A 19,451-nucleotide genomic window follows, 5' to 3' on the forward strand; every position below is an offset into this window, starting at 1 on the left:
GGGATGAAGTGGTTATTGGTCGCGGGTGCCGCGTGCCTGCCGTCGGTGGCTCAGGCGGGGCTTGAGTTCTGCAACCAGACGGGTTCATCGGCCTCTGTCGCCATCGGCTACAAATCCGCTGACGGATGGATGTCCGAGGGATGGTGGAACATCGACGCGGGTGCCTGCAAAACCGTCATCTCGCGCGATCTGGACAAGACGCATTATTACTGGCGGGCGGAAAGCCGTGACCTGTCGTGGTCCCATGCCAATTTCATGTTCTGCACCAGCGACGAGGTCTTCACCATCATCGGTGATGAGGATTGCACGGCGCGTGGCTATGACCGCGAGGGCTTCAACGAGATCGAGACCGAAGGTTTCACCACCTTCACGATGAACCTGACGCATACGGGTGACGGGCGGGAAGACAACATCGCTGACCACGGCCCGCGCGACCCCGAAGAGGGGATCGTCTATCCCGACGAGCAATACGACAGCGCTGCATCCGACGTGGTGGCAGACCCGCCGGGCACCCATGGCGAACCCTATACGATCACGGGGATTCTCAGCCATTGCGACTGGTACGATGCCGGGGTCGGGTGCACCGTGCTCGCCGACGGCTGGAGTTACGTCGCTTCATCCTACGATCCGACCCCGGTCGCAGTTCTGGAAGAGCTCGAGGCGCTGGGCACGAATGTCCCGATCACCATTTCCGGCGACATGATGTTTTACGAGGGGACGGAAGCGACTGTTACAATCAGCGACTATTCATTCGCGCAACCGGACGTCTTTCAAACCACCCGGCAAGCGATTCAGGGCTACTGGCAGTCCGAGGACGATGCGAATTACGAGGTGCTGATCCATGGGTCCAGCTTCGAGGAATACTATCAGCAAATGCCGGACATGCCGCTTTTGATGCACTTCCAGACCGGATGCCCGGACAATCCGTCGAGCGGACCCGCCTTCCGGCTGGTGTCGCGCGACGGGGGCGAGGATCGCTGCGTTCTGGTCAGCCATGTCGACGCCTCATCGCTCGAGCTTTTCGTCGCCGGGACCATGCGCCCCCTCTACTTCCAGCGAAAGAACTGACGTGACCGATATGACCGGGAAACCGGAGAATGCACTTGCGGCCTATGTCGCGGTGACGGCGGCCTACTGGGCCTTCATGCTGACCGACGGCGCGTTGCGGATGCTGGTGCTGTTGCACTTTCACGACCTTGGATTTTCGCCGATCACGCTGGCGTGGTTGTTCCTGCTCTACGAGGTCGCCGGAATGGTCACGAACCTGTCGGCCGGGTGGATCGCGGCACGGTTCGGTCTGACCACGACGCTTTATGCCGGTCTTTCGATCCAGATCGTCGCGCTCGTCGCTTTGTCCCGGTTGAACCCCGGCTGGGCTGTCGCGGTGTCGGTCCCGTTCGTGATGATCGTTCAGGGGATGTCGGGGGTTGCCAAGGATCTTGCGAAAATGTCGTCCAAGTCGGCGGTCAAGATCCTCGCACCATCCGCAGGGGGCGGCCTTTTCCGATGGGTCGCGGTGCTGACGGGATCGAAGAACGCGGTGAAGGGTATCGGGTTTTTCCTAGGTGCCGGACTGCTCGCCACCATCGGGTTCAAGGCCGCGGTTCTGTCGATGGCGGTGGTGCTGACCGTGATCCTTGTCGCGGTGGTGCTGTTCATGCCCGCGGGCCTGCCGAAAGGCTCTAAATCAGCCAAGTTCACCCAAGTCTGGTCCAAGGACCGGAACATAAACCGGCTGTCACTGGCCCGGATGTTCCTGTTCGGCGCGCGCGACACGTGGTTCGTCGTGGGCATTCCGATCTACTTCACAGCCCTGATTTCGGACGGGAGCGAGGACGGCAACCGCGCCGCGTTCTTCCTTGTCGGCGGTTTCATGGCGCTCTGGATCATCGCCTATGGCGCGGTGCAGGCCTCGGCGCCACGATTGCTCGGACAGGCCGCGCATGAAAGCCGGGTGGCCGTCCGCCTCGCGATCCGGTGGGTCGGCATCCTGACCGCGATCATCGCGGTGCTCGCCGCCCTGTCGCTGACGCCCGCGACATGGATCGCCGGCGTGCTCGTCGCGGGCCTTTTGGCCTTCGGGTTCGTCTTCGCGATCAACTCGTCGCTCCACTCCTACCTTATCCTCGCCTTTTCACAGGCGGAGCGGGTCACGATGGATGTGGGGTTCTACTATATGTCGAACGCCGCCGGGCGGTTGATCGGAACGCTGGCCTCGGGCATCAGCTATCAGATCGGCGGGCTGCCTCTTTGCCTTGCCACGGCCGCCGCAATGGCTGGCGCAAGCTGGATTTCTGCCAAAAGATTGGGCGGCGATGGCGCTTTGAATGCCTGATGAACACATCTTCTTTAAAGACGGGGCGGATCTTGCGGCCACGCTGGGTCGCCAGCCGCTTTCAATCGACAGCGACGGATCGCTGCTCGTGAACGGAGTCGAAAGCGACCGGTTCATCTGGCACATGGACACGTCCCGCAACAGCGATGCGGCCAACCATGCGGTCATCGGACACGGCGGTCGCGCAGACACGATCCGCATCGGGTTCGAAGACGCCTCCGCTTGGGACAACGACTTTCAGGACGTGGTGATCGACGTTCAGGGGCTGGACGGCCTGCCGATCTAATCGGCGACCGTCGCGATCCAGTCCGCGATGCTTTCGGCACATTCCTCGGCGGTGAGTTCGGTCGTGTCCAGCTGGAACACGCGCTCGGCCTCGCCGCCCATGAGGATCTGACCCTGTTCGTGATACTGGAGCGCCAGCGCCCGTTTGCGTGATTTGGTCATCGCCTCGCGGCCCGCCGACCCGATCCGGCGTGCGTTTTCGTCGGGGTCGCAATGGACGTGGACGACATGCAGCGGACCGTGCGTTTCCGCCAGTTTCTCGATCCGCGCCCAGGCTTCCGCCGACCAATCCGAATCTCTGCGCAGGGTGTCGGTCATGATGAGCGGCACGTCCGACGGCATCTCTGCGATCCGCTTGTCCGCGATGTCCCAGACGGCGCGCACGGTGTCGTAGAACGCGTCGCTTTTGAACTCGGTCAGGGCATAGGCGAGGTTCATCTGGGTGTGAACGTCGAGCAGTCGACCGCCCAGACGATCCATGAGCGCCTGACCGATGGTGAGCTTCCCGGTGCCGGGATATCCGTTGAGAAAAATCAGCATGGCGGGATCATGCATCGGATCGGGCCCGAGGCCAAAAGAAAACCGGCGCGGAGGGCCGCGCCGGTGATTTTTTGCGATCCGCGATGGATCAGAAGTTCAGCGACACGTCGCGGTGGTTGGCCGAACAGGACGCCATGGCGAGCGCCTGCTTCCGGGTGAACCGGTCCTGCGACCGGATACCGAAGGTGCCGATCACGCCGTCGACGTAGTTGCGGACGCCGGGCAGGGCTGCTTGGGCATCTGCGCGCCATTGGGCCTGAGCCGCGTATTCGGCCAGTGCGTCTTCGTAGTTCGACAACACCTCTTCGCGGTCCGGTTCGTCCTCGTCGAGTTCGCGGCGGGCCTTGGCGAGTGCGGACTTCACGTCGCCCGCGCCCTCGACTTCGCCGATGAGGTCTTCGACCTCTTCGACTTTCAACGCATCCGCTTCGCCCGCGCCCGTCTCCATGAGAGAGCGAAGGTCGTTGAGCGGCGCCTCGAGCGCCACGAACGCGTCGTAGTCTTCGAGCACCGCCAGAACTTCCGCCGGGCCCGAATAGGCATCGTCGGCTGCACGGCGATACTGGTTACGCGCGGCATCCTCGGCGGTCGTCAGTTCGACGAAGGCGTCATGCGCTGCCTCCCACCCGTCCGGGATCTGGGCTTCGAGCGCGGCGATTTCTTCGTCGATCTCGGCGACGCGCGCCTCGAGCGGCCCACGGCTTTCGCTATCGGCTTCGAGACGATTGAGAAGCGTCTGATCCTCGTCCCGTTCCTCTTCGAGCCGCCGGATCTGCTTTTCGAGATTCCGAACGGCAATGAGTTGCGGGCGATACTCCGGCGTGGCGGCATCCACCGCAGCCTCGGCCTCGTGGATCGCATCCATCTGGGCGAGCGCGGTTTCCCCTGCCTCGACGCCTTCGTTGAAGTCATCGCGCATGTCTTCGGGAAGCGCCGAGAGGTCCAGCGTTTTCGCGGCGGCGACGGCATCGGCCGTTCTCGTGCTGCTCGCAAGCTGCTGACCCACGTAGTCTTCGAGGCACAGCTGAAGCTGCGGGTTGCGCGGCGGCGGTGCGGTTTCACCCAACAGGCTCACGCGGTTGGGGAGGTAGTTCACCAGCGGCGGGTAAGACCCGACGATTGCCAGAGCAAGGAGCTGCAGCAGGATGAACGGCACGACGCCCTTGTAGATCTGGAGCGTCTTGACCACCGCGGGTGCGACGCCGCGCAGATAGAACAACGCGAAGCCGAAGGGTGGTGTCAGGAACGACGTCTGGATGTTCAGGCCGATCATCACGCCCAGCCACACGGCTGTCACGTTGGCGCCGGGGTCGGCCAGCAGGATCGGCGCGACGATGGGCACGACGACCACGGCGATCTCGATGAAGTCGAGGAAGAAGCCGAGGACGAAGATCACCGCCATGACGATGACGAACTGGGTCCAGAACCCGCCGGGCATGCTGTTCAGGAATTCACGCACCAGCTCTTCCCCGCCGAAGCCACGGAAGGCGGCTGTCAGCATGGCAGCGCCGAGCAGAATGATGAACACGAGCGATGTGGTCTTGGCCGTCTCGAGCATCACACCCTGAAGCGTGAACTCGATCCGGATCGCACGGACCGCCGACCAGATCAGGGCGGCGACGATCAGGATGGTCGCAAGGGCACCGATTGCGATGCCAAGCTGGTCCTGCGCGCTATCGACCGCCTTCACGTTCATTTCGAACATGGAAAGCGCGACCGCAATCAGGACGAGGCCCGCAATGGCGACGAGCGCAGGTCCGAACAGCATCCGGCTGCCGGAGGGCGGCAATCGGTAGGAGGCCATGATGAGCGCACCTGCGGCACCGATGGCGCCGGCCTGGTTCACCGTGGCGATACCGCCGATGATCGAGCCGAGCACGAGGAAGATCAGCGCGAGCGGCGGGATCAACGACAGGCTGACACGGCCCCAGAACGCGAGATTCCATTTCTGGCTCTTGTCATGCACGGCGGGCGCGGCTTTGGGCCGGATAACCGCGTAGACCAGAATGTAGATCATGTAGATGCCGACGAGGACGAGACCCGGAATGAGAGCACCCAGAAACATTTCACCGGCCGACGTGCCGCTGACCCCGAAGGTCGAGGGCATCTGAAGGTCGCCGGTGGCGTCGGTGTAGAGGTTCTTGCGCAGCGTCGAGGCCTGATCGGCGGCGCTCGCCAACTGGTCGGCAAGGATGATGAGCACGATGGACGGCGGAATGATCTGACCGAGCGTGCCGGAGGCCGCGATCGTACCCGTTGCGAGCGGTGTCGAATAGTTCGACCGCAACATGGCCGGGAGCGAGATCATACCCATCGCGACGACGGTGGCGCCGACGATGCCGGTGGTCGCGGCAAGAAGCGCGCCCACGAAGACGACCGAAATACCCAGGCCGCCCGGAACGGGGCCGAAAAGCTGGGCCATGGTGACAAGCAGGTCTTCGGCGATCTTGGACCGCTGGAGCATGATGCCCATGAAGATGAAGAGCGGGATGGCGATGAGCGTATCCCTCTCGACCTCCCAATAGACCCCTCGGAGGTTCGTGACCCCCGCCGTCAGCCACTGTTGCGGACCGCCGGAATGGAAGTAGGCGTCCGTGTTGCCCTCGAACAGATAACCGGTCCCTGCGGCGAGACCGATGGTGATGATCGCGGCACCCGGAAGCGCGAAGGCGACCGGGAAACCGGAGCCCAGCGCGGCCGCCATGATGACGATCAGCAGAAGAAGGAAGAAGATTTCCATTGTTCCGGTGTCCCCTCAGTGTCCGGCGTCTTGCGCGGGTTCGCGATGGCCCGGTTCATCCCGGGCATCTGCAACGGCGTCGAAGAAATAGCTGACGAACTGGATCAGCATGGTGATCCCGAACAGGCCGATGAAGGCGGCCATCTGGTATTTCACGAACATGCCGAACGGCCCGGCCTGACTGACCTCGAAACTGGTCAGCGGTGCGTTGATGATCGATTGCTTGCCGCCGAAGCCAATGGCGAGGATCACCCAGACCGTGCTCATCCCGAGAAGGATGGTGCCGAAGGCGTTGGCGAAACCCTTCTTGGTGCGGCCGAAGCCCGCATAAAGGATGTCGACCCGCACGTGACCTTCGTCGAACAGCGTGTAGGCCGAAGCGAAGAGGAACAGCGCGGCGTACCAATAGCGAACGAGGTCGCCCATCAGCGCCTGTTCATACGAGAACACGAAGCGCGAGATGACGATCAGAAGTTCGGCGGCCACGATCAGGAGCGAGAGCCAGACGAAACCGAGCGTGCGGGTGAACAGGGCGAGGATGAAGCCGACCACGATGAGCGGTCCGTGCACCCACGGTCCGACCCAGTTGGCGCGGGCGAACTGGCGCGAAATGTCGGTGCCGAGGATCGGCTCGATCATGTCTTCGGTGCGCATGAACGCGATGGTCGCGTCGGCGATGCCCACCAGAAAGACCGACCAGAACAATGCCCGGATCAGGTAGACGTTGAACATATGGACGCGGTGCGCATCCCACCGGATCGCCCGGTCCTGCGTCGACAGGACGAAGACCGCCGCGATGGCGACCCCGATCAGGTAAAGCGCGGCCTGAACCCAGGCCAGCCCCGCGCCTTCGCCGCCAAGCGCGGCCGTTCCGGGGAACCCGAAGTAGACCACGAGAACATTGTTGATGAGAAACGCGGCCAGCACGCCAAGCGTGATCCAGCCGAACAGACGTTGCAGAACCGCTGGCCGTCCGTGGCGCGGAATCTCTGTGTGATCGAAGACCTCAGTCATGGCCCCTCCCGTGGACGCAAGTGAGCGTGATTTCGCGGTCGTTTATCAGAAAAAAAGCGGGACCGAAGCCCCGCTTTTCACTTTTTGATGCGTTATTCCACCGCAATCAGCCGATGTCGAAGATCCGGTTGCGGTTCGCGACGAACTGACCTTCGAAGAGTGCGATGCCGCGGCCGAAGTCGCGCATCTGCTTCTGGCAGCTCTCGTTCACGCGCGCGGCGAGGTCGGAGTAGGCGGCCGTCTCTTCGAAGACTTCCATCGCGGCTTCGCCCATGGCGTCCCACACGTCTTCGTTGAACTCTTTCACTTCCACGCCCTGCTCGTCCTGAAGCTTGTTCAGGTACTCGCCGTTCAGCGCGGTCGCTTCGTAGTAGGAGTTGGCGTTCTCTTCCAGCGCGGCGGCCGTGATGATCGCACGCTGGGTGTCGGTCAGACCCGACCACCACGACTTGTTCGAGGTGAGCGAGAGCTGCGCGCCCGGCTCGTGCATACCGCCGGTGTAGTAGAACTTGGCGGCTTCGTAGAACTTCATGAAGTAGTCGTTGTACGGACCCACCCACTCGGTCGCTTCGATCGAACCGGAGACGAGGTTTTCGTAGATCTGACCACCCGGAAGCGACACGGTCGACGCGCCGAGTTTCGACAGAACCTGACCGCCAAGGCCCGGAATACGCATTTTCAGACCCTTGAGGTCGTCAGCGGATTCGATTTCCTTGTTGAACCAGCCGCCGGCCTGCGTGCCGGTGTTGCCGGCGGGAAGGCCGTAGAGGCCGAACTGATCCTGCACTTCGTCCCACAGGGCGCGGCCTTCGCCGTAGATGCACCATGCGTTGATTTCAGCGAAGGTCATGCCGAACGGCACAGCGGTGAAATAGGCCAGCGACGGGTCTTTGCCGGTCCAGTAGTAGTCGGCGCCGATGTAGGCCTGCGAGTTGCCGTTCGCGACTTCGTCGAACACGTCGAGCGCGCCCACACGTTCGCCAGCGGCGAAATATTCGGTCTGAATGGCACCTTCCGACAGTTCGGTGATGCGCGCGGCCAGACGCTGTGCCGAAACACCGAGACCCGGGAAGTCACGGGGCCAGGTCGACACGATGGTCATGGTCGTTGCGTGGCTGGCAGCGATCGCCGGAGCGGCCAATGCGGTACCGGCGGTGCCAAGCGCGGCACCCTTCAGAAACTTACGACGTTCCATGGTTCCTCCTCCAATAAGACGTCTTGTCTTTTCGTTGTTATCGGTGCGGGTTCCCTGCCCGCAGCCTGCCACACCCTACCCGGAAGTCTTGGATATTCAAACGAAAAGACCCGGACGCGGCGGTTAAATTCGTCGCATCCGGGTCATTATGTAGGCTGCCCTACGGGAAACTACGTAGGTCCGCGTTACCGCAAACGCGAAAAACTCATATCGCGAACAGAGGTTGAAGGATGCGCGGCACGAAGGCCGAGAATCGCAGGGGCGCATCGGTTGCGGCCAGACATATGCAGTCGACACCTTCGTCGGCGACCGGAACGTGTTCCAGATCGTCGTTCGCGACTTCGACGTCGCCGACATCGAAATGCCCGGTCGCGTCGGAGAATCCGCCCTGAAGCACCAGCGTCAGCTCAAGCCCGCCGTGCGTGTGCTCCGGCACCGGCTTTCCAGCGGGGATGTGGAGGAGCCGGGCGGAGCCTTCGCGGTCCATATCCACGATGCACTGGCGCACGCCGCCGCCCAGCCGCTTCCATTTCGGCTTCTTGCCCTTGAGCGCTGCCATCACGGGACCGGGATAGATGCCGTCGCGAACAGGCGTCTCGTCTTCCTCGCGGTCGAGGTCAATGGCGTCGTCCAGACGGCCCATGATCTGAGCGCGAAGGTCGCCGGACAGCGGTGCTTCGGCCATGCTGTCGAGCACGGCGCCACCTGCCGCCTCGTGCGCGTGAAGATTTGCACGGCAGTCGTCGCACATAGAAACATGCGTGGCGACGACCAGCGAAAAGGCTTTGGGTAGGTTCCCGGCCACATAAGCCGCCATCACGGCGTCGGGGATGTGATGCGAGATCGTATCAGTCATTTCTTACCTCAGATCCTTCAATTCATGCCGCAGTCGGTCGAGGCCCAACCGGATGCGGGACTTGATGGTGCCGAGCGGCAGTCCTGTCGCCTCGGCAATGTCACTATGCGAAAGCTCACCCAGGTAGGCTTTCTCGATCATTTCGCGCTGGTCGGGGTTCAGACGGTTCAGCGCGTCGCGCAACACGTCCGTTTCCTGCTCCAGCGCAAGCACCTGCCCTGCATCGGGGGTGCCGTCGTCCTGTTCGGCCTTCAGGGCTTCCGGCATCGGCCGGCCCTCTTTCCGCACGATGTCGATCTGGCGGTTCCGGGCGATCTGGTAGATCCAGCTCGACACCTGGGCCCGCTCGGGATCGAACAGGTGCGCCTTGCGCCAGACCGACATCATCACGTCCTGAACGATGTCTTCGGCCTGACCGGCGGGCGCCCCGCTGCGGATCACGAACCCTTTCAGCCGCGGCGCGAAATGGTCGAACAGCTGCCCGAAGGCGTATTTGTCACGTTTGTCCCGGATCGCCAGCATCCAGAGGGTCTGCTCTGAAAACGGCTTCGGGTCTTCTGTCGTCGTCGTCGCCACGCGGCGCCCCGTCTTCCCAATTACAGCAGTAGCGACCAACCCCGCAGGCGGGGCGAGGTCATGATCGCGGGTATCTTCGTCGAGACGCAGCATACCAACATTACGGGGACAGGTGAAACTTGGATCAGAAATGATCCGTATCTTTTTGCGAGCCGTAACTCAGCCTGCACAAACGAGGATTTCGCATGTCATTCGACGCACCACCCCTTCGACCGCAACGCATCGCCGTGATCGGCGGCGGCGTTTCCGGTCTTGCCGCCGCATGGCTGCTTGCCCCGCAAAACGATGTCACCCTCTACGAAGCGGCGCCCCGGCTGGGTGGTCACGCGCGGACGGTGGTGGCCGGGCGAAACGGGGATCAGCCGGTCGACACGGGCTTCATCGTGTTCAACGAGGTGAACTATCCGCACTTCACGGACATGCTGAAAAAGCTCGACGTTCCGGTGGCGGATTCAAACATGAGCTTCGGCGCGACGGTCGATCGCGGTCGGGTGGAGTATTCGCTCCAGACGCTCAACACGATCTTCGGTCAGCGCCGCAATCTGGGGCGACCGGCCTTCGTCGGCATGATCCGGGATCTCATCCGGTTCAACAACGAGGCCGAGGAAGCCGCCGACAGCGATGACGTGACCATCGCTGAACTGGTCGAGACGCTTGGGCTGGGCGACTGGTTCGCGCGTTATTACCTGATGCCGATCTGCGGCGCGATCTGGTCGACGCCGACGATGGATGTCGGGGCCTTCCCGGCCAAAACGCTGGTCAACTTTTTCAAGAACCACTCGCTTCTGGGGTGGAAGCAACACCAGTGGAAAACGATCGACGGCGGTTCGATCCAGTATGTGAACCGCCTGACGAACGATCTGCGTGTTCGCGGCGTGTCGCTCCGCCCCGGCACGCCGGTTCAATCCGTTCGCCGCGATCCCGGTCTGGTGACCGTTCGGGCGCAAGGCTCGTTGCCCGAGACGTTCGATCAGGTGATCTTCGCGACGCACTCCGACGATGCCCTCCGGCTGATCGAAAACCCCACCGCTTCGGAAGAGGCCGCGCTGGGCAATCTGAACTATCAGGACAACCGCGCGTTTCTTCACAGCGACAGCAGCCAGATGCCTTTGCGGCGTCGCTGCTGGTCGTCGTGGACCTACAAGGCCGAAACGGCGGGCGAAGACACGCAGATCGGAGTGACGTACTGGATGAACCGGCTTCAGAACATTCCCGACAACGACCCGATGTTCATTTCGCTCAATCCGTCCTCCGACATCCGGCAGGAAGCGATTTATGACGAGGTGATGTTCCGCCATCCGGTGTTCGACCGTGCGGCGCTGCGCGCGCAGAAAGACCTCAAGGCGATTCAGGGCCACAACAACACGTGGTTCGCCGGGGCCTATACCCGTCACGGGTTCCACGAGGATGGATTCGCCTCGGCGGTGGCCATCGCCGAGCGCATTCAGCCCGCACAGGAAGTCATAGCCGCATGAGCTTTGCGCCCCGGCATATGCGTGGCGAGACTATGCATGCTCGCAAGGATGCGATCCGTAACCGATTTCGCTACGCGGTCGATTACCTTTTGATCGACCCGGACGACACACGTGACATCGCCCCGCTTTTTTCCCGCAACTCCGCCGGTCTTTTCTCGCTCCATGATCGGGACCACGGCGGTGTGCGCGGTGATGGCGAAGGTGTGTCTTGGGCGCAGAAGGTGTTGGGTAACGCGGGTCTCGACATGGCGGGGGTCAAGCTTTTGCTCCTGGCCCAGCCCCGTTTCGCGGGTTTCTGGTTCAACCCGGTCGCGTTCTGGCTGGCGATGCGCGGTGAGGATCTTGTCGCCGTTATCGCCGAGGTGAACAACACGATGGGCGACCGCCACAGTTATCTGTGTGCCCACGAAGGGTTCGTGCCCATCGGGGGGAAGGACGTTCTGACGTCGAAGAAGGAGTTCCACGTCTCGCCGTTTCAGGACATCTCGGGCGATTACCGTTTCCGCTTCGATGTGTCCGATGAACGGATCGACATCACCATCGACCTCGTAGACGGGAACAAGGGGTTGATCGCAACGCTCTCGGGACCGCTTGCGCCGTTGACCACGCGTTCCGTGATCACAATGGCGGTCCGGCGGCCGACGGGCGCCCTTCGTGTGATGGCGCTCATCCTGTGGCAGGCCGCGAAACTCAAGATCAAGGGCGCCACGTTCCGCAAACGCACACCACCCCCGACACAGGAAGTGACCTGAACATGGCCAAAGACCTCCCGGCAAAACGCTACTGGATCGTCGGTGCAAGCGAGGGGCTTGGCCGCGCACTGGCCGAGGCGCTGGATGCGCGCGGTGCGTCCCTGATCCTGTCAGCGCGAAGCGAAGATCGGCTGAAAGACCTTGCCTCGGGCCTGCGCGATGCGACCGTGGTTCCGATTGACGTCACCGACCCTGAATCAGTGTCTAATGCGGCCAAAAACGCGGGGGATTTCGACGGGTTCATCTATTCGGTCGGTGCCTACGAGCCGATGAAATCGACGGAATGGGACGGCGACGCCGCGCGGATGATGGTTGCGACCAACATCACCGGGTGCCTCAACGTGTTGGGGGAAGTCGTGCCGCGTTTCGTTGAGATGAACCGGGGTCACATCGCGCTGATCGGGTCGCTCTCGGGTTTTCGTGGCTTGCCCGGTGCCGTCGGTTATGGCCTGTCCAAAGCTGCGGTCATGCACACGGCAGAAAACCTTCGCATCGACCTGTCGAAAACCGACATCCTCGTTCAGCGGATGAACCCCGGCTTCATCAAGACGCGCCTGACGGAGAAGAACGAGTTCAACATGCCGCAACTGATGGAACCGGACGAGGCCGCCGCCCATGTGCTCAAGGCCATCGACAAGCGGGTGTTTTCCTACAGCTTCCCCAAACCGTTCTCGCTCATGTTCACGGTCGGGCAACACCTGCCGATTTCGTGGTTTCACGGATTGTTCAAAGGGATGGTCTGACCGGATTCACACCAGCGGGACGGTCATCGCCTTGATGACTGGCGCCGTGTCCGGCCGCTTGCCGCGCCACCATGCAAAGGCTTCGGCGGCCTGTTCGACCAGCATACCGACCCCGTCCGCAACCTGCGCGCCACGCGCTTCGGCCTTTGCGAGGAATGGGGTCAGCCCCTTTCCGTAGACCAGATCATAGGCCAGCCGCGCCCCTTCGAACACCGTGTCGGGCAGCGGCGGGGCTTTGCCCGTCAGGCTAAGGGTGGTCGAGTTCAGGACGATGTCGAAGAACCCCGACAGGTTCTCATAAGACACCGCGCGGACCGGCCCCCGGTCCCCCAGAAGCGCCTCGATCTCATGCCCTTTGGCGACCGTGCGGTTCGCAATGGTGATCTCGGCCCCCTGTGCAAGGAACGGGGCCACCGCCCCGCGCGTCGCACCACCTGCGCCCGCAAAAAGGACGCGAGCACCGGAAAGCGGGACGCCCAGATTTTGGGTGATATCGCGCACCAGACCCACACCGTCGGTATTGTCAGCTTCGATCCTGCCGTCCACGAAGCGCAGCGTATTGGCCGCCCCGCAGATCCGAGCGGCGTCTTTCGCGTGGTCGGCCAGACCGAAGGCTTCGAGCTTGAACGGCACAGTGACGTTGGCGCCGACCCCGCCGTCGTCGATGAACCGGCGCAGCGCGGACTCGAACCCATCGACCGGCGCTTCGATCGCCTCATAGGTCAGATCTTCGCCGAACTGCCGGGCGAATTCGGTGTGGATGAAGGGGGATTTGGTGTGGCCAAGTGGGTGACCGAACACCGCGTAACGGTCGGTCATGCGAGGAGTGTCGCCATCCGCCGCACGGCAAATTCGTAGCCTTCGACCCCACAGCCGACGATCACGCCCTGAGCACGGGCCGAGATGTAGGAATGGTGCCGGAACGGCTCGCGCGCATGGATGTTCGAGATGTGAACCTCGATCACCGGCCCCTCGAACGTGTTGAGCGCGTCGAGGATCGCAACCGACGTGTGGGTGTAGGCTCCGGCGTTGATGACGATCCCCGCAGCCTCGTCACGGGCGCGATGTATCTGCCCGACGATCTCGCCTTCGTGGTTCGATTGAAAAAGCTCGGTCGAAAGGCCCAGATCGGCGGCGAGTTCGGCGCAGGCCTTTTCTACATCGGCCAAAGTGTCGGCGCCATAGATTTCCGGCTGGCGCTTGCCCAGCAGGTTGAGGTTCGGCCCGTTCAGAATGTGGATCGTCTTCGACATATGCTCCGCCCTTCAAGTTGGCGTCGCATAGCATGGGTTTTCGCAAAGGCCGAGACGAAACCGCCTGTTTTCCCGCCAGCCGTGGCGAATTGGTCAGAACCAGCGGCCAATGGCGATCAGATTCACATCGGGTGCCACGGTATCGTCGCCGATCAGGTCGAAGCTTTCGATGTCCACCGATGTGGCAGATTGCGCGGAAATCGTCGCGACGCCAGGGGTCGATCCGAGGATCGAGGCGGTGACGCTGTAGCTTGCCGAGGCGAAGGGTTCGGGAAGGGTCCAAGTGGTGGCGGCACCGGACGCGGTCTGGAACTCTGATATCTGGCAATTCAGGGTGCCATCGGCCAATTTCGTGAAGCTGCCGTTCGTGCCTGACCCTGTTTCGAAGACGGCGTCGCCCGGACCTGCCGGGTTCGCGACCGTTCCCACCATGTTCGCGGTTGTCACCACGCCTTCTCCGGGACCGACCTTCAACACCTCGTCCCAAGACGACCCGTCCCCGCTGACCTTGATCGAGAAGCTGTCGTTCCCGGCGATGCCCATCTCGGCACGTCCCGACCAGTTCGTCTGGAACAAAAGAGATGCCGTATCCGACACGCCCGCCTTGTTGATCTTGAGCTGGTGGCCGGACCCTTCGTGGGTGAGAAGCGTCGCGGGGGACTGCACCGCAAGTCGGTTGGTGCCATCGGAGGTCGTGTTGATGCCGACGCCCGCCACGTTATCCAGATCGACCGATGCGGTGGCGAGCGCCCAGTCCGAACCGTCGTGGATGTAGATGTCGGTTCCGCCTACGACCGTGCCGATCCATCCCGATTTGGGCGTCTGGAAATACCATGCAGCATCGAACCATGTCGCGACCTCGCCGTCGTGGCCCGCCCAGTCGCCCGAGGCGCTTGCGCCGATTGCGTGGGCTTCGCCGTTCGCGGGCGTTGACGGAGGGGTCGTCGTGCCGATGGAGGCCAGAGTCAGCTGAACGAGCGTGTCCAACAAGCGAAGTGCTTCGTTGTGGGTCACGTGTTTTTGGGCCTGCGCGGGTTGCAAAAAGGGCAGCGTGAGCCGTGGGGAAGCCTGGGTCATGAGGGGTCTCGCACTATGTCGGTCTTTCCGATTTCTACGAGATCGCGGTTTGCCGGGTGTGACATCGTCGGCTGCCCCGTTAACCCGTTGTTAACCAAAGACTCGTTCGGCTTTTCACGCTTCGCGAACGGGCACGGACTAACCCATTGATCATGATAAACTATTTAGAATGATGTGGGTAACCCTACCTTGCGGAAATTAAAGACTATGTTAAAAGTCAACTTCTGAGGGCAGTGGAAAATTGGGTATGAGCGAGCAGAAAAATGAAAGACGAAAAGCTGCGCAAGACCTGGAAGCAGGACGCAGAGGGCGTTAAACACGACATCCTGATGGTCGCGATGGACGAATTCGCGGACCACGGGCTTGCCGGTGCCCGGATCGACGAAATCGCCGAAAAGACGAAAACGTCGAAACGCATGATCTATTACTACTTCGGTGACAAGGAAGGGCTGTATCTGGCCGCGCTCGAGGCCGCCTATGCGCGTGTGCGCGGCGGTGAGGAAAACATCGAAATCGACGCGCTCGGCCCCGTCGAGGCGATGCAGGAACTCGTCCGTTTCACCTTCGACCATCACAGATCGCAGCCGAACCTCGTCCGTATGGTGATGAACGAGAACGTCAATCATGCGGCCTATCTCAAAAAGTCGGACTTCATCCGGGATCTCAACTTGATGTCGCTCAGGCGTATCAGTCAGGTTCTCGAACGCGGTCAGGCCGAGGGCATCTTCCGCACCGATGTGGACGGACGGTTCCTGCATTGGCAGATACAGGCGCAGTGCTTTTACAACGTTGCGAACCGGCCGAGCTATTCGACGAAGTTCGGCGGCGAATTCTTCACGGACGAGGGTCAGAAGCGCGTGCGTGAACTGATCGTCGAGTCGGTCATCGCGTTTCTGAAAGGCTAGCGCGACCCACGAACAGAAAGCTGCGCCGTCCTGCGGGCGGCAAATCCGCTCCGCGCGTCCTGATACGATGCGCGGAGTACCTCGTTCGGCGCGATGGTTTCGCTAATCGCAGGGGGTGTCAGAACGTTGGTCGCTTTCGCGCCGGTCGTCATCATCCCCAAGCGTGCAGCCCCGAATGCAGCCCCGAAATCCCCATCTGCGGGTCGTTTGATTTCGACGCCGAGGATGGTTGCGATCAGTTCCAGCCAATATCGCGACCGTGAGCCGCCCCCGACGGCCAGTATCGACGACAGCCGGGTTCCGGCGGCTTCGAGCGCGTCGAGGTTTTCGGCGAGGGCGAAGGCGACCCCTTCAAGAACGGCATGGGTCATGGCCGCGCGATCCGTCGCGTGTGTCATCCCGTCGAAGCTGCCCACAAGGTGCGGGTCGTTGTGCGGCGTGCGTTCGCCGGACAGGTAAGGCAGGAACCGCACCTGCCCCGGACCACGAAGGTCCGCGCCAAGCGCATCGGTCAGCGCCTTCGCCGGATGCCCCGTGATCCCTGCGAACCAATCCAGCGCCGAGGCCGCAGACAGGATCACCCCCATCTGGTGCCAAGTGTTTGGCAGGGCATGGCAGAACGTGTGAACCGCGCTCGCGGCATTCGGGCGGTATCCTTCCGTCGCGGCGAAGAGCACACCTGACGTTCCTAGCGACACGAACCCGTCGCCTTCCCCGACCACGCCGACACCGATGGCCGTCGCTGCGTTGTCACCGGCGCCGCCTGCCACGGGAAGACCGGGTTTCATGCTCCACCGCGCGGCGAGCGTTTCCCGCAACCCGCCCGACGGCTCGGTCCCTTCGACGAGTCGGGGCATATGCTCCCGCCGCAAACCGGTTGCGGCCAGCAAAGGTTCGGACCAGTCGCGTTTCTGCATATCGAGCCAGGCGGTCCCTGCGGCGTCCGACATCTCGCTCACCCGTTCGGCGGTCAGCCAAAGGCGCAGGTAGTCCTTGGGCAAAAGCACGGTTGCGATGTCTGCGAATGCAGCGGGTTCATGGGTTCGGAGCCAGGCGAGCTTTGGGGCGGTGAAACCCGGGAATACCACATTTCCGGTCAGCTCCCGAAACAGCGGATCGCTGTCCAGAGCGCCCGCTTCGGTGTGGCTCCGCGTGTCGTTCCAAAGAACGGCGGGGCGGATCACGTCATCCGCCGCATCTAGCAAGGTGGCGCCGTGCATCTGGCCGGACAATCCGATCCCCTGCACCTTCTCGAGCCCGCCATTCACGGCGAGGCTGTCGAGCACGGTCTCTGTCGCCTTGATCCAGTCTGCCGGGTCCTGTTCGGACCAAAGATCGGCCGGACGGGACACCGACAGGGGCGCGGTCGCTTGCGCGACGATGCGTTGATCGTCGTCCAGTACAACGGCTTTGACACCCGAGGTGCCCAGATCGATCCCAAGATACATGACTACTCCTGCAAACCGGCGATTTCGGCGCGATGCTTTTGCATCAGACGATGGACTCGGCGGTCCCGCGCGACATCGGTCGCCCTTGCGGGGTTCGGTTCCATGGTCCTGATCTCAGGTGCCATCCGGTGACCGGCGTCGTCCATGTCATCAGCCCAGCCTGCCGCGACAGCACCGGCCATTGCCGTGCCCAGAAGCACCGCATCGACCCCGACAGGCAGGATCAGCGTCCTACCCGTCACATCCGCGAACAACTGCGCGATCAGATCGCTTTGCATCAGCCCCCCGGTCGCCGCAATCGCGCGCGCCTCCAACCCCGATGCGCCGAAGCGGTCGATCACATCACCGATGGAAATGGAGAGGGCGACGGCCGTTCGCCAATAGAGCGCGGCAAGGGCGGACAGGGACGAATCAAGCCGGAGACCGTGAACAACGCCACGCCAGCGGGGGTCACCCACCGGCCCACGACTCCCGATAAAATCCGGCAGCACATGCAGGTCGGACGCAAAGGCATGGCCGCGACGGGCCAGATGTGTCTCTATTTCAGCGATAACGGCAGGGTGCCCGATCTTCGAGCCGCCGATTTCCGGCCAATGGGTCAGCACGTGGTCGAGCAGAGCACCCGCGTTGGTGATCCCGCCTTCGTGGCTAGTCAGGCCCGCCGTGGGCACATCCCGGAACGGCCCCCAGAGACCATCGAGTGACACGGCGTCCGGGCGAAGGGCAATGACGCTGGCCGAGGTTCCGGCGATCAATGTCAGAGCGTCCGGCACGTCTGCCGCGAACGCCATGGACCGACAGCCCATCGCGCCCGCGTAGCCGTCGATCATGCCGACTGCGACCGGGATGCCAAAGGACAATCCCATTTCACTTGCCGCTTTAGGGGATAGGTGCCCAGCCACGGTTCCGACCGGCCGCACGGGCGTGGCCCAGCCGGGCGTCGCGCGCAGATCGTCAAGTGTGAGGGCATCCAACAATACGTCATCCCATCCCTCCCGCGATGACCACGGCCATTTCGCCCCCAACGCCGAGACGGAACGGGATACGGCGCCTGTCGCGCGGAATGCGAGCCAGTCCGGCAGGTCAAGCGCCGTAGAGAAACGGGACCAGACATCCGGGCATGTCTCGCGAAGCCACATCAGCTTTGGCAGTTGCATTTCGGGCGACATCACGCCGCCCAGAAGGTCGACGGTTCGCCCACCGACACGGGTGCAGGCCTCGGCCTGCGACACAGCGCGCCGATCGAACCAGGCGAAGGTGTTCGTGCCGTCATCACCGAACGGCAAACCATCGCCTTCTCGGTCCATGATTACGAGCGAGCAGGTGCCGTCGAACGCGACAGCTTCGACATCGCCCGCTTCGACTCCAGCCGCCGACCGCGCGAGCTGGACGGCGCGGCAGACCGCGGACCAGATCTCGGCCGAGTGATATGCGCCATGACCATCGGGTTCGACGGTCACATGAATCGGCGCGACTTCCCGCGCCGACATATTGCCGTGCGCGTCGAAAAACGCCGCTCGGGCCGAGCGGGTGCCAACATCGACGGCACAGACGAATTTCGCCATGTCCTCCCCCGGATCAGGCCGTGACTTCGATCAGCGACGGCAAGTCGCTCATATGTTCGATGATCGCATCCGGGCCAGCCGATGCAACGGCGGTTTTCAAGTCCGCCGGCTTGGCGTGACTGCCACCGACGAAACCGACGACGGACATGCCCGCAGCCTTGGCCGCACCGATACCTGCCGGGCTGTCTTCGATCACGAGGCAATCGCCCGGCGACACACCCATTTCCCGCGCGGCATGAAGGAAAAGGTCCGGCGCCGGTTTACCGTTGTCGACCATCGTGGCGCTGAACAGGTGGGGGTCGAACAGGTCGATCAGCCCGGTCAGGGTCAGCGACAACCTGATGCGATCCGGCTGACTGGAAGATGCGACGCACCGTTCGATGTTCAATGCTTCGATCGCCGCGCGGGCACCCGAAACAGGCTCTAATTCAGCCCGAAACTGCTCGAACACCCGATGACGCAACGCCTCCCTGTGTTCGTTGGTGAGTTCGAGCCCTTTCTCATCACGTATCCAATCCGCATTCGACGCGATGGACCGGCCCAGCAGGTGCCGATACCCTTCGGCCTCAGTGACGTCGATCCCGGCCTCGTGCAAGACGTCGAGCATGACCGAAAGCGAGATCGGCTCACTGTCCACAAGAACGCCATCGCAATCGAAGATCACAAGTCCCGGTTTTGCGTTCAAGGCCATC

General features: G+C 62.5%; 19 protein-coding genes. 7 read left to right on the top strand and 12 right to left on the bottom strand.

Annotated elements, in window-relative coordinates:
• Positions 1-3: 3 nt before the first annotated feature.
• Genes HOY44_RS10825 through HOY44_RS10835 form a run of 3 tightly spaced genes read left to right on the top strand, consistent with a single transcriptional unit; the run spans position 4 to position 2,621 of the window.
• Positions 4-1,068, top strand: a complete 1,065-nt coding sequence (locus HOY44_RS10825; protein WP_287434676.1) for a DUF1036 domain-containing protein — start codon at positions 4-6, stop codon at positions 1,066-1,068.
• 10 nt (positions 1,069-1,078) lie between these two features.
• Entirely contained in the window at positions 1,079-2,335 is a 1,257-nt protein-coding gene (gene arsJ / locus HOY44_RS10830; RefSeq protein WP_287434677.1) for an organoarsenical effux MFS transporter ArsJ, read from the top strand.
• On the top strand, positions 2,328-2,621 hold the full coding sequence (locus HOY44_RS10835) for a hypothetical protein (RefSeq protein ID WP_287434678.1): 294 nt from the start codon (positions 2,328-2,330) through the stop codon (positions 2,619-2,621). The genes arsJ and HOY44_RS10835 overlap by 8 nt, the downstream gene beginning before the upstream one ends.
• Here the strand turns inward: HOY44_RS10835 and HOY44_RS10840 are convergent.
• The 6 genes from HOY44_RS10840 to HOY44_RS10865 all read right to left on the bottom strand — a co-directional run bounded on the left by HOY44_RS10840 (position 2,618) and on the right by HOY44_RS10865 (position 9,487).
• On the bottom strand, positions 2,618-3,160 hold the full coding sequence (locus HOY44_RS10840) for an ATP-binding protein (RefSeq protein WP_287434679.1): 543 nt from the start codon (positions 3,158-3,160) through the stop codon (positions 2,618-2,620). The two genes, HOY44_RS10835 and HOY44_RS10840, sit on opposite strands and share 4 nt — an antisense overlap.
• A gap of 88 nt (positions 3,161-3,248) precedes the next feature.
• Complete coding sequence (locus HOY44_RS10845; protein ID WP_287434680.1) at positions 3,249-5,900, bottom strand: TRAP transporter large permease; 2,652 nt, start codon at positions 5,898-5,900, stop codon at positions 3,249-3,251.
• Between the two features lie 15 nt (positions 5,901-5,915).
• Entirely contained in the window at positions 5,916-6,914 is a 999-nt protein-coding gene (locus HOY44_RS10850; protein ID WP_008332560.1) for a TRAP transporter small permease subunit, read from the bottom strand.
• Between the two features lie 106 nt (positions 6,915-7,020).
• Positions 7,021-8,109, bottom strand: a complete 1,089-nt coding sequence (locus HOY44_RS10855) for a TRAP transporter substrate-binding protein (RefSeq protein WP_008332562.1) — start codon at positions 8,107-8,109, stop codon at positions 7,021-7,023.
• Between the two features lie 205 nt (positions 8,110-8,314).
• The gene (locus tag HOY44_RS10860; protein ID WP_008332563.1) at positions 8,315-8,965 is read right to left on the bottom strand and encodes a ChrR family anti-sigma-E factor; all 651 of its coding nucleotides are present in this window, start codon (positions 8,963-8,965) and stop codon (positions 8,315-8,317) included.
• 3 nt (positions 8,966-8,968) lie between these two features.
• Positions 8,969-9,487 (bottom strand): sigma-70 family RNA polymerase sigma factor, encoded by a 519-nt coding sequence (locus HOY44_RS10865; RefSeq protein WP_008332565.1) that lies wholly within the window; start codon positions 9,485-9,487, stop codon positions 8,969-8,971.
• Between the two features lie 239 nt (positions 9,488-9,726).
• On the opposite strand from HOY44_RS10865, the gene HOY44_RS10870 reads away from it, so the two are divergent.
• The 3 genes from HOY44_RS10870 to HOY44_RS10880 are packed head-to-tail and all read left to right on the top strand — an operon-like array spanning position 9,727 to position 12,511.
• Entirely contained in the window at positions 9,727-11,016 is a 1,290-nt protein-coding gene (locus tag HOY44_RS10870; RefSeq protein ID WP_287434681.1) for an NAD(P)/FAD-dependent oxidoreductase, read from the top strand.
• Positions 11,013-11,768: a DUF1365 domain-containing protein gene (locus tag HOY44_RS10875; RefSeq protein ID WP_287434682.1), complete on the top strand. Its 756-nt coding sequence runs from the start codon at positions 11,013-11,015 to the stop codon at positions 11,766-11,768. The genes HOY44_RS10870 and HOY44_RS10875 overlap by 4 nt, the downstream gene beginning before the upstream one ends.
• Before the next feature lie 2 nt (positions 11,769-11,770).
• Positions 11,771-12,511 (top strand): SDR family NAD(P)-dependent oxidoreductase, encoded by a 741-nt coding sequence (locus tag HOY44_RS10880; RefSeq protein ID WP_287434683.1) that lies wholly within the window; start codon positions 11,771-11,773, stop codon positions 12,509-12,511.
• A 6-nt stretch (positions 12,512-12,517) separates the two neighbouring features.
• Here HOY44_RS10880 and aroE read toward each other — a convergent pair whose 3' ends face one another.
• The 3 genes from aroE to HOY44_RS10895 all read right to left on the bottom strand — a co-directional run bounded on the left by aroE (position 12,518) and on the right by HOY44_RS10895 (position 14,841).
• Positions 12,518-13,330, bottom strand: coding sequence for a shikimate dehydrogenase (gene aroE / locus HOY44_RS10885; protein WP_287434684.1), 813 nt, complete (start codon positions 13,328-13,330; stop codon positions 12,518-12,520).
• On the bottom strand, positions 13,327-13,764 hold the full coding sequence (gene aroQ / locus HOY44_RS10890) for a type II 3-dehydroquinate dehydratase (protein WP_287434685.1): 438 nt from the start codon (positions 13,762-13,764) through the stop codon (positions 13,327-13,329). The genes aroE and aroQ overlap by 4 nt, the downstream gene beginning before the upstream one ends.
• Before the next feature lie 93 nt (positions 13,765-13,857).
• Complete coding sequence (locus tag HOY44_RS10895) at positions 13,858-14,841, bottom strand: DUF2793 domain-containing protein (protein WP_287434686.1); 984 nt, start codon at positions 14,839-14,841, stop codon at positions 13,858-13,860.
• A gap of 263 nt (positions 14,842-15,104) precedes the next feature.
• On the opposite strand from HOY44_RS10895, the gene HOY44_RS10900 reads away from it, so the two are divergent.
• Positions 15,105-15,746 (top strand): TetR/AcrR family transcriptional regulator, encoded by a 642-nt coding sequence (locus HOY44_RS10900; RefSeq protein ID WP_138422188.1) that lies wholly within the window; start codon positions 15,105-15,107, stop codon positions 15,744-15,746.
• Here the strand turns inward: HOY44_RS10900 and xylB are convergent.
• The 3 genes from xylB to HOY44_RS10915 are packed head-to-tail and all read right to left on the bottom strand — an operon-like array spanning position 15,743 to position 19,450.
• On the bottom strand, positions 15,743-17,194 hold the full coding sequence (xylB, locus tag HOY44_RS10905; RefSeq protein ID WP_287434687.1) for a xylulokinase: 1,452 nt from the start codon (positions 17,192-17,194) through the stop codon (positions 15,743-15,745). The genes HOY44_RS10900 and xylB overlap by 4 nt on opposite strands.
• Positions 17,195-17,196: 2 nt before the next feature.
• Positions 17,197-18,759: an FGGY-family carbohydrate kinase gene (locus HOY44_RS10910; protein ID WP_287434688.1), complete on the bottom strand. Its 1,563-nt coding sequence runs from the start codon at positions 18,757-18,759 to the stop codon at positions 17,197-17,199.
• 13 nt (positions 18,760-18,772) lie between these two features.
• Entirely contained in the window at positions 18,773-19,450 is a 678-nt protein-coding gene (locus HOY44_RS10915) for an HAD family hydrolase (protein WP_287434689.1), read from the bottom strand.
• Position 19,451 lies beyond the last annotated feature (1 nt).

This window comes from Maritimibacter sp., assembly GCF_016774595.1.
GTDB lineage: Bacteria > Pseudomonadota > Alphaproteobacteria > Rhodobacterales > Rhodobacteraceae > Maritimibacter > Maritimibacter alkaliphilus.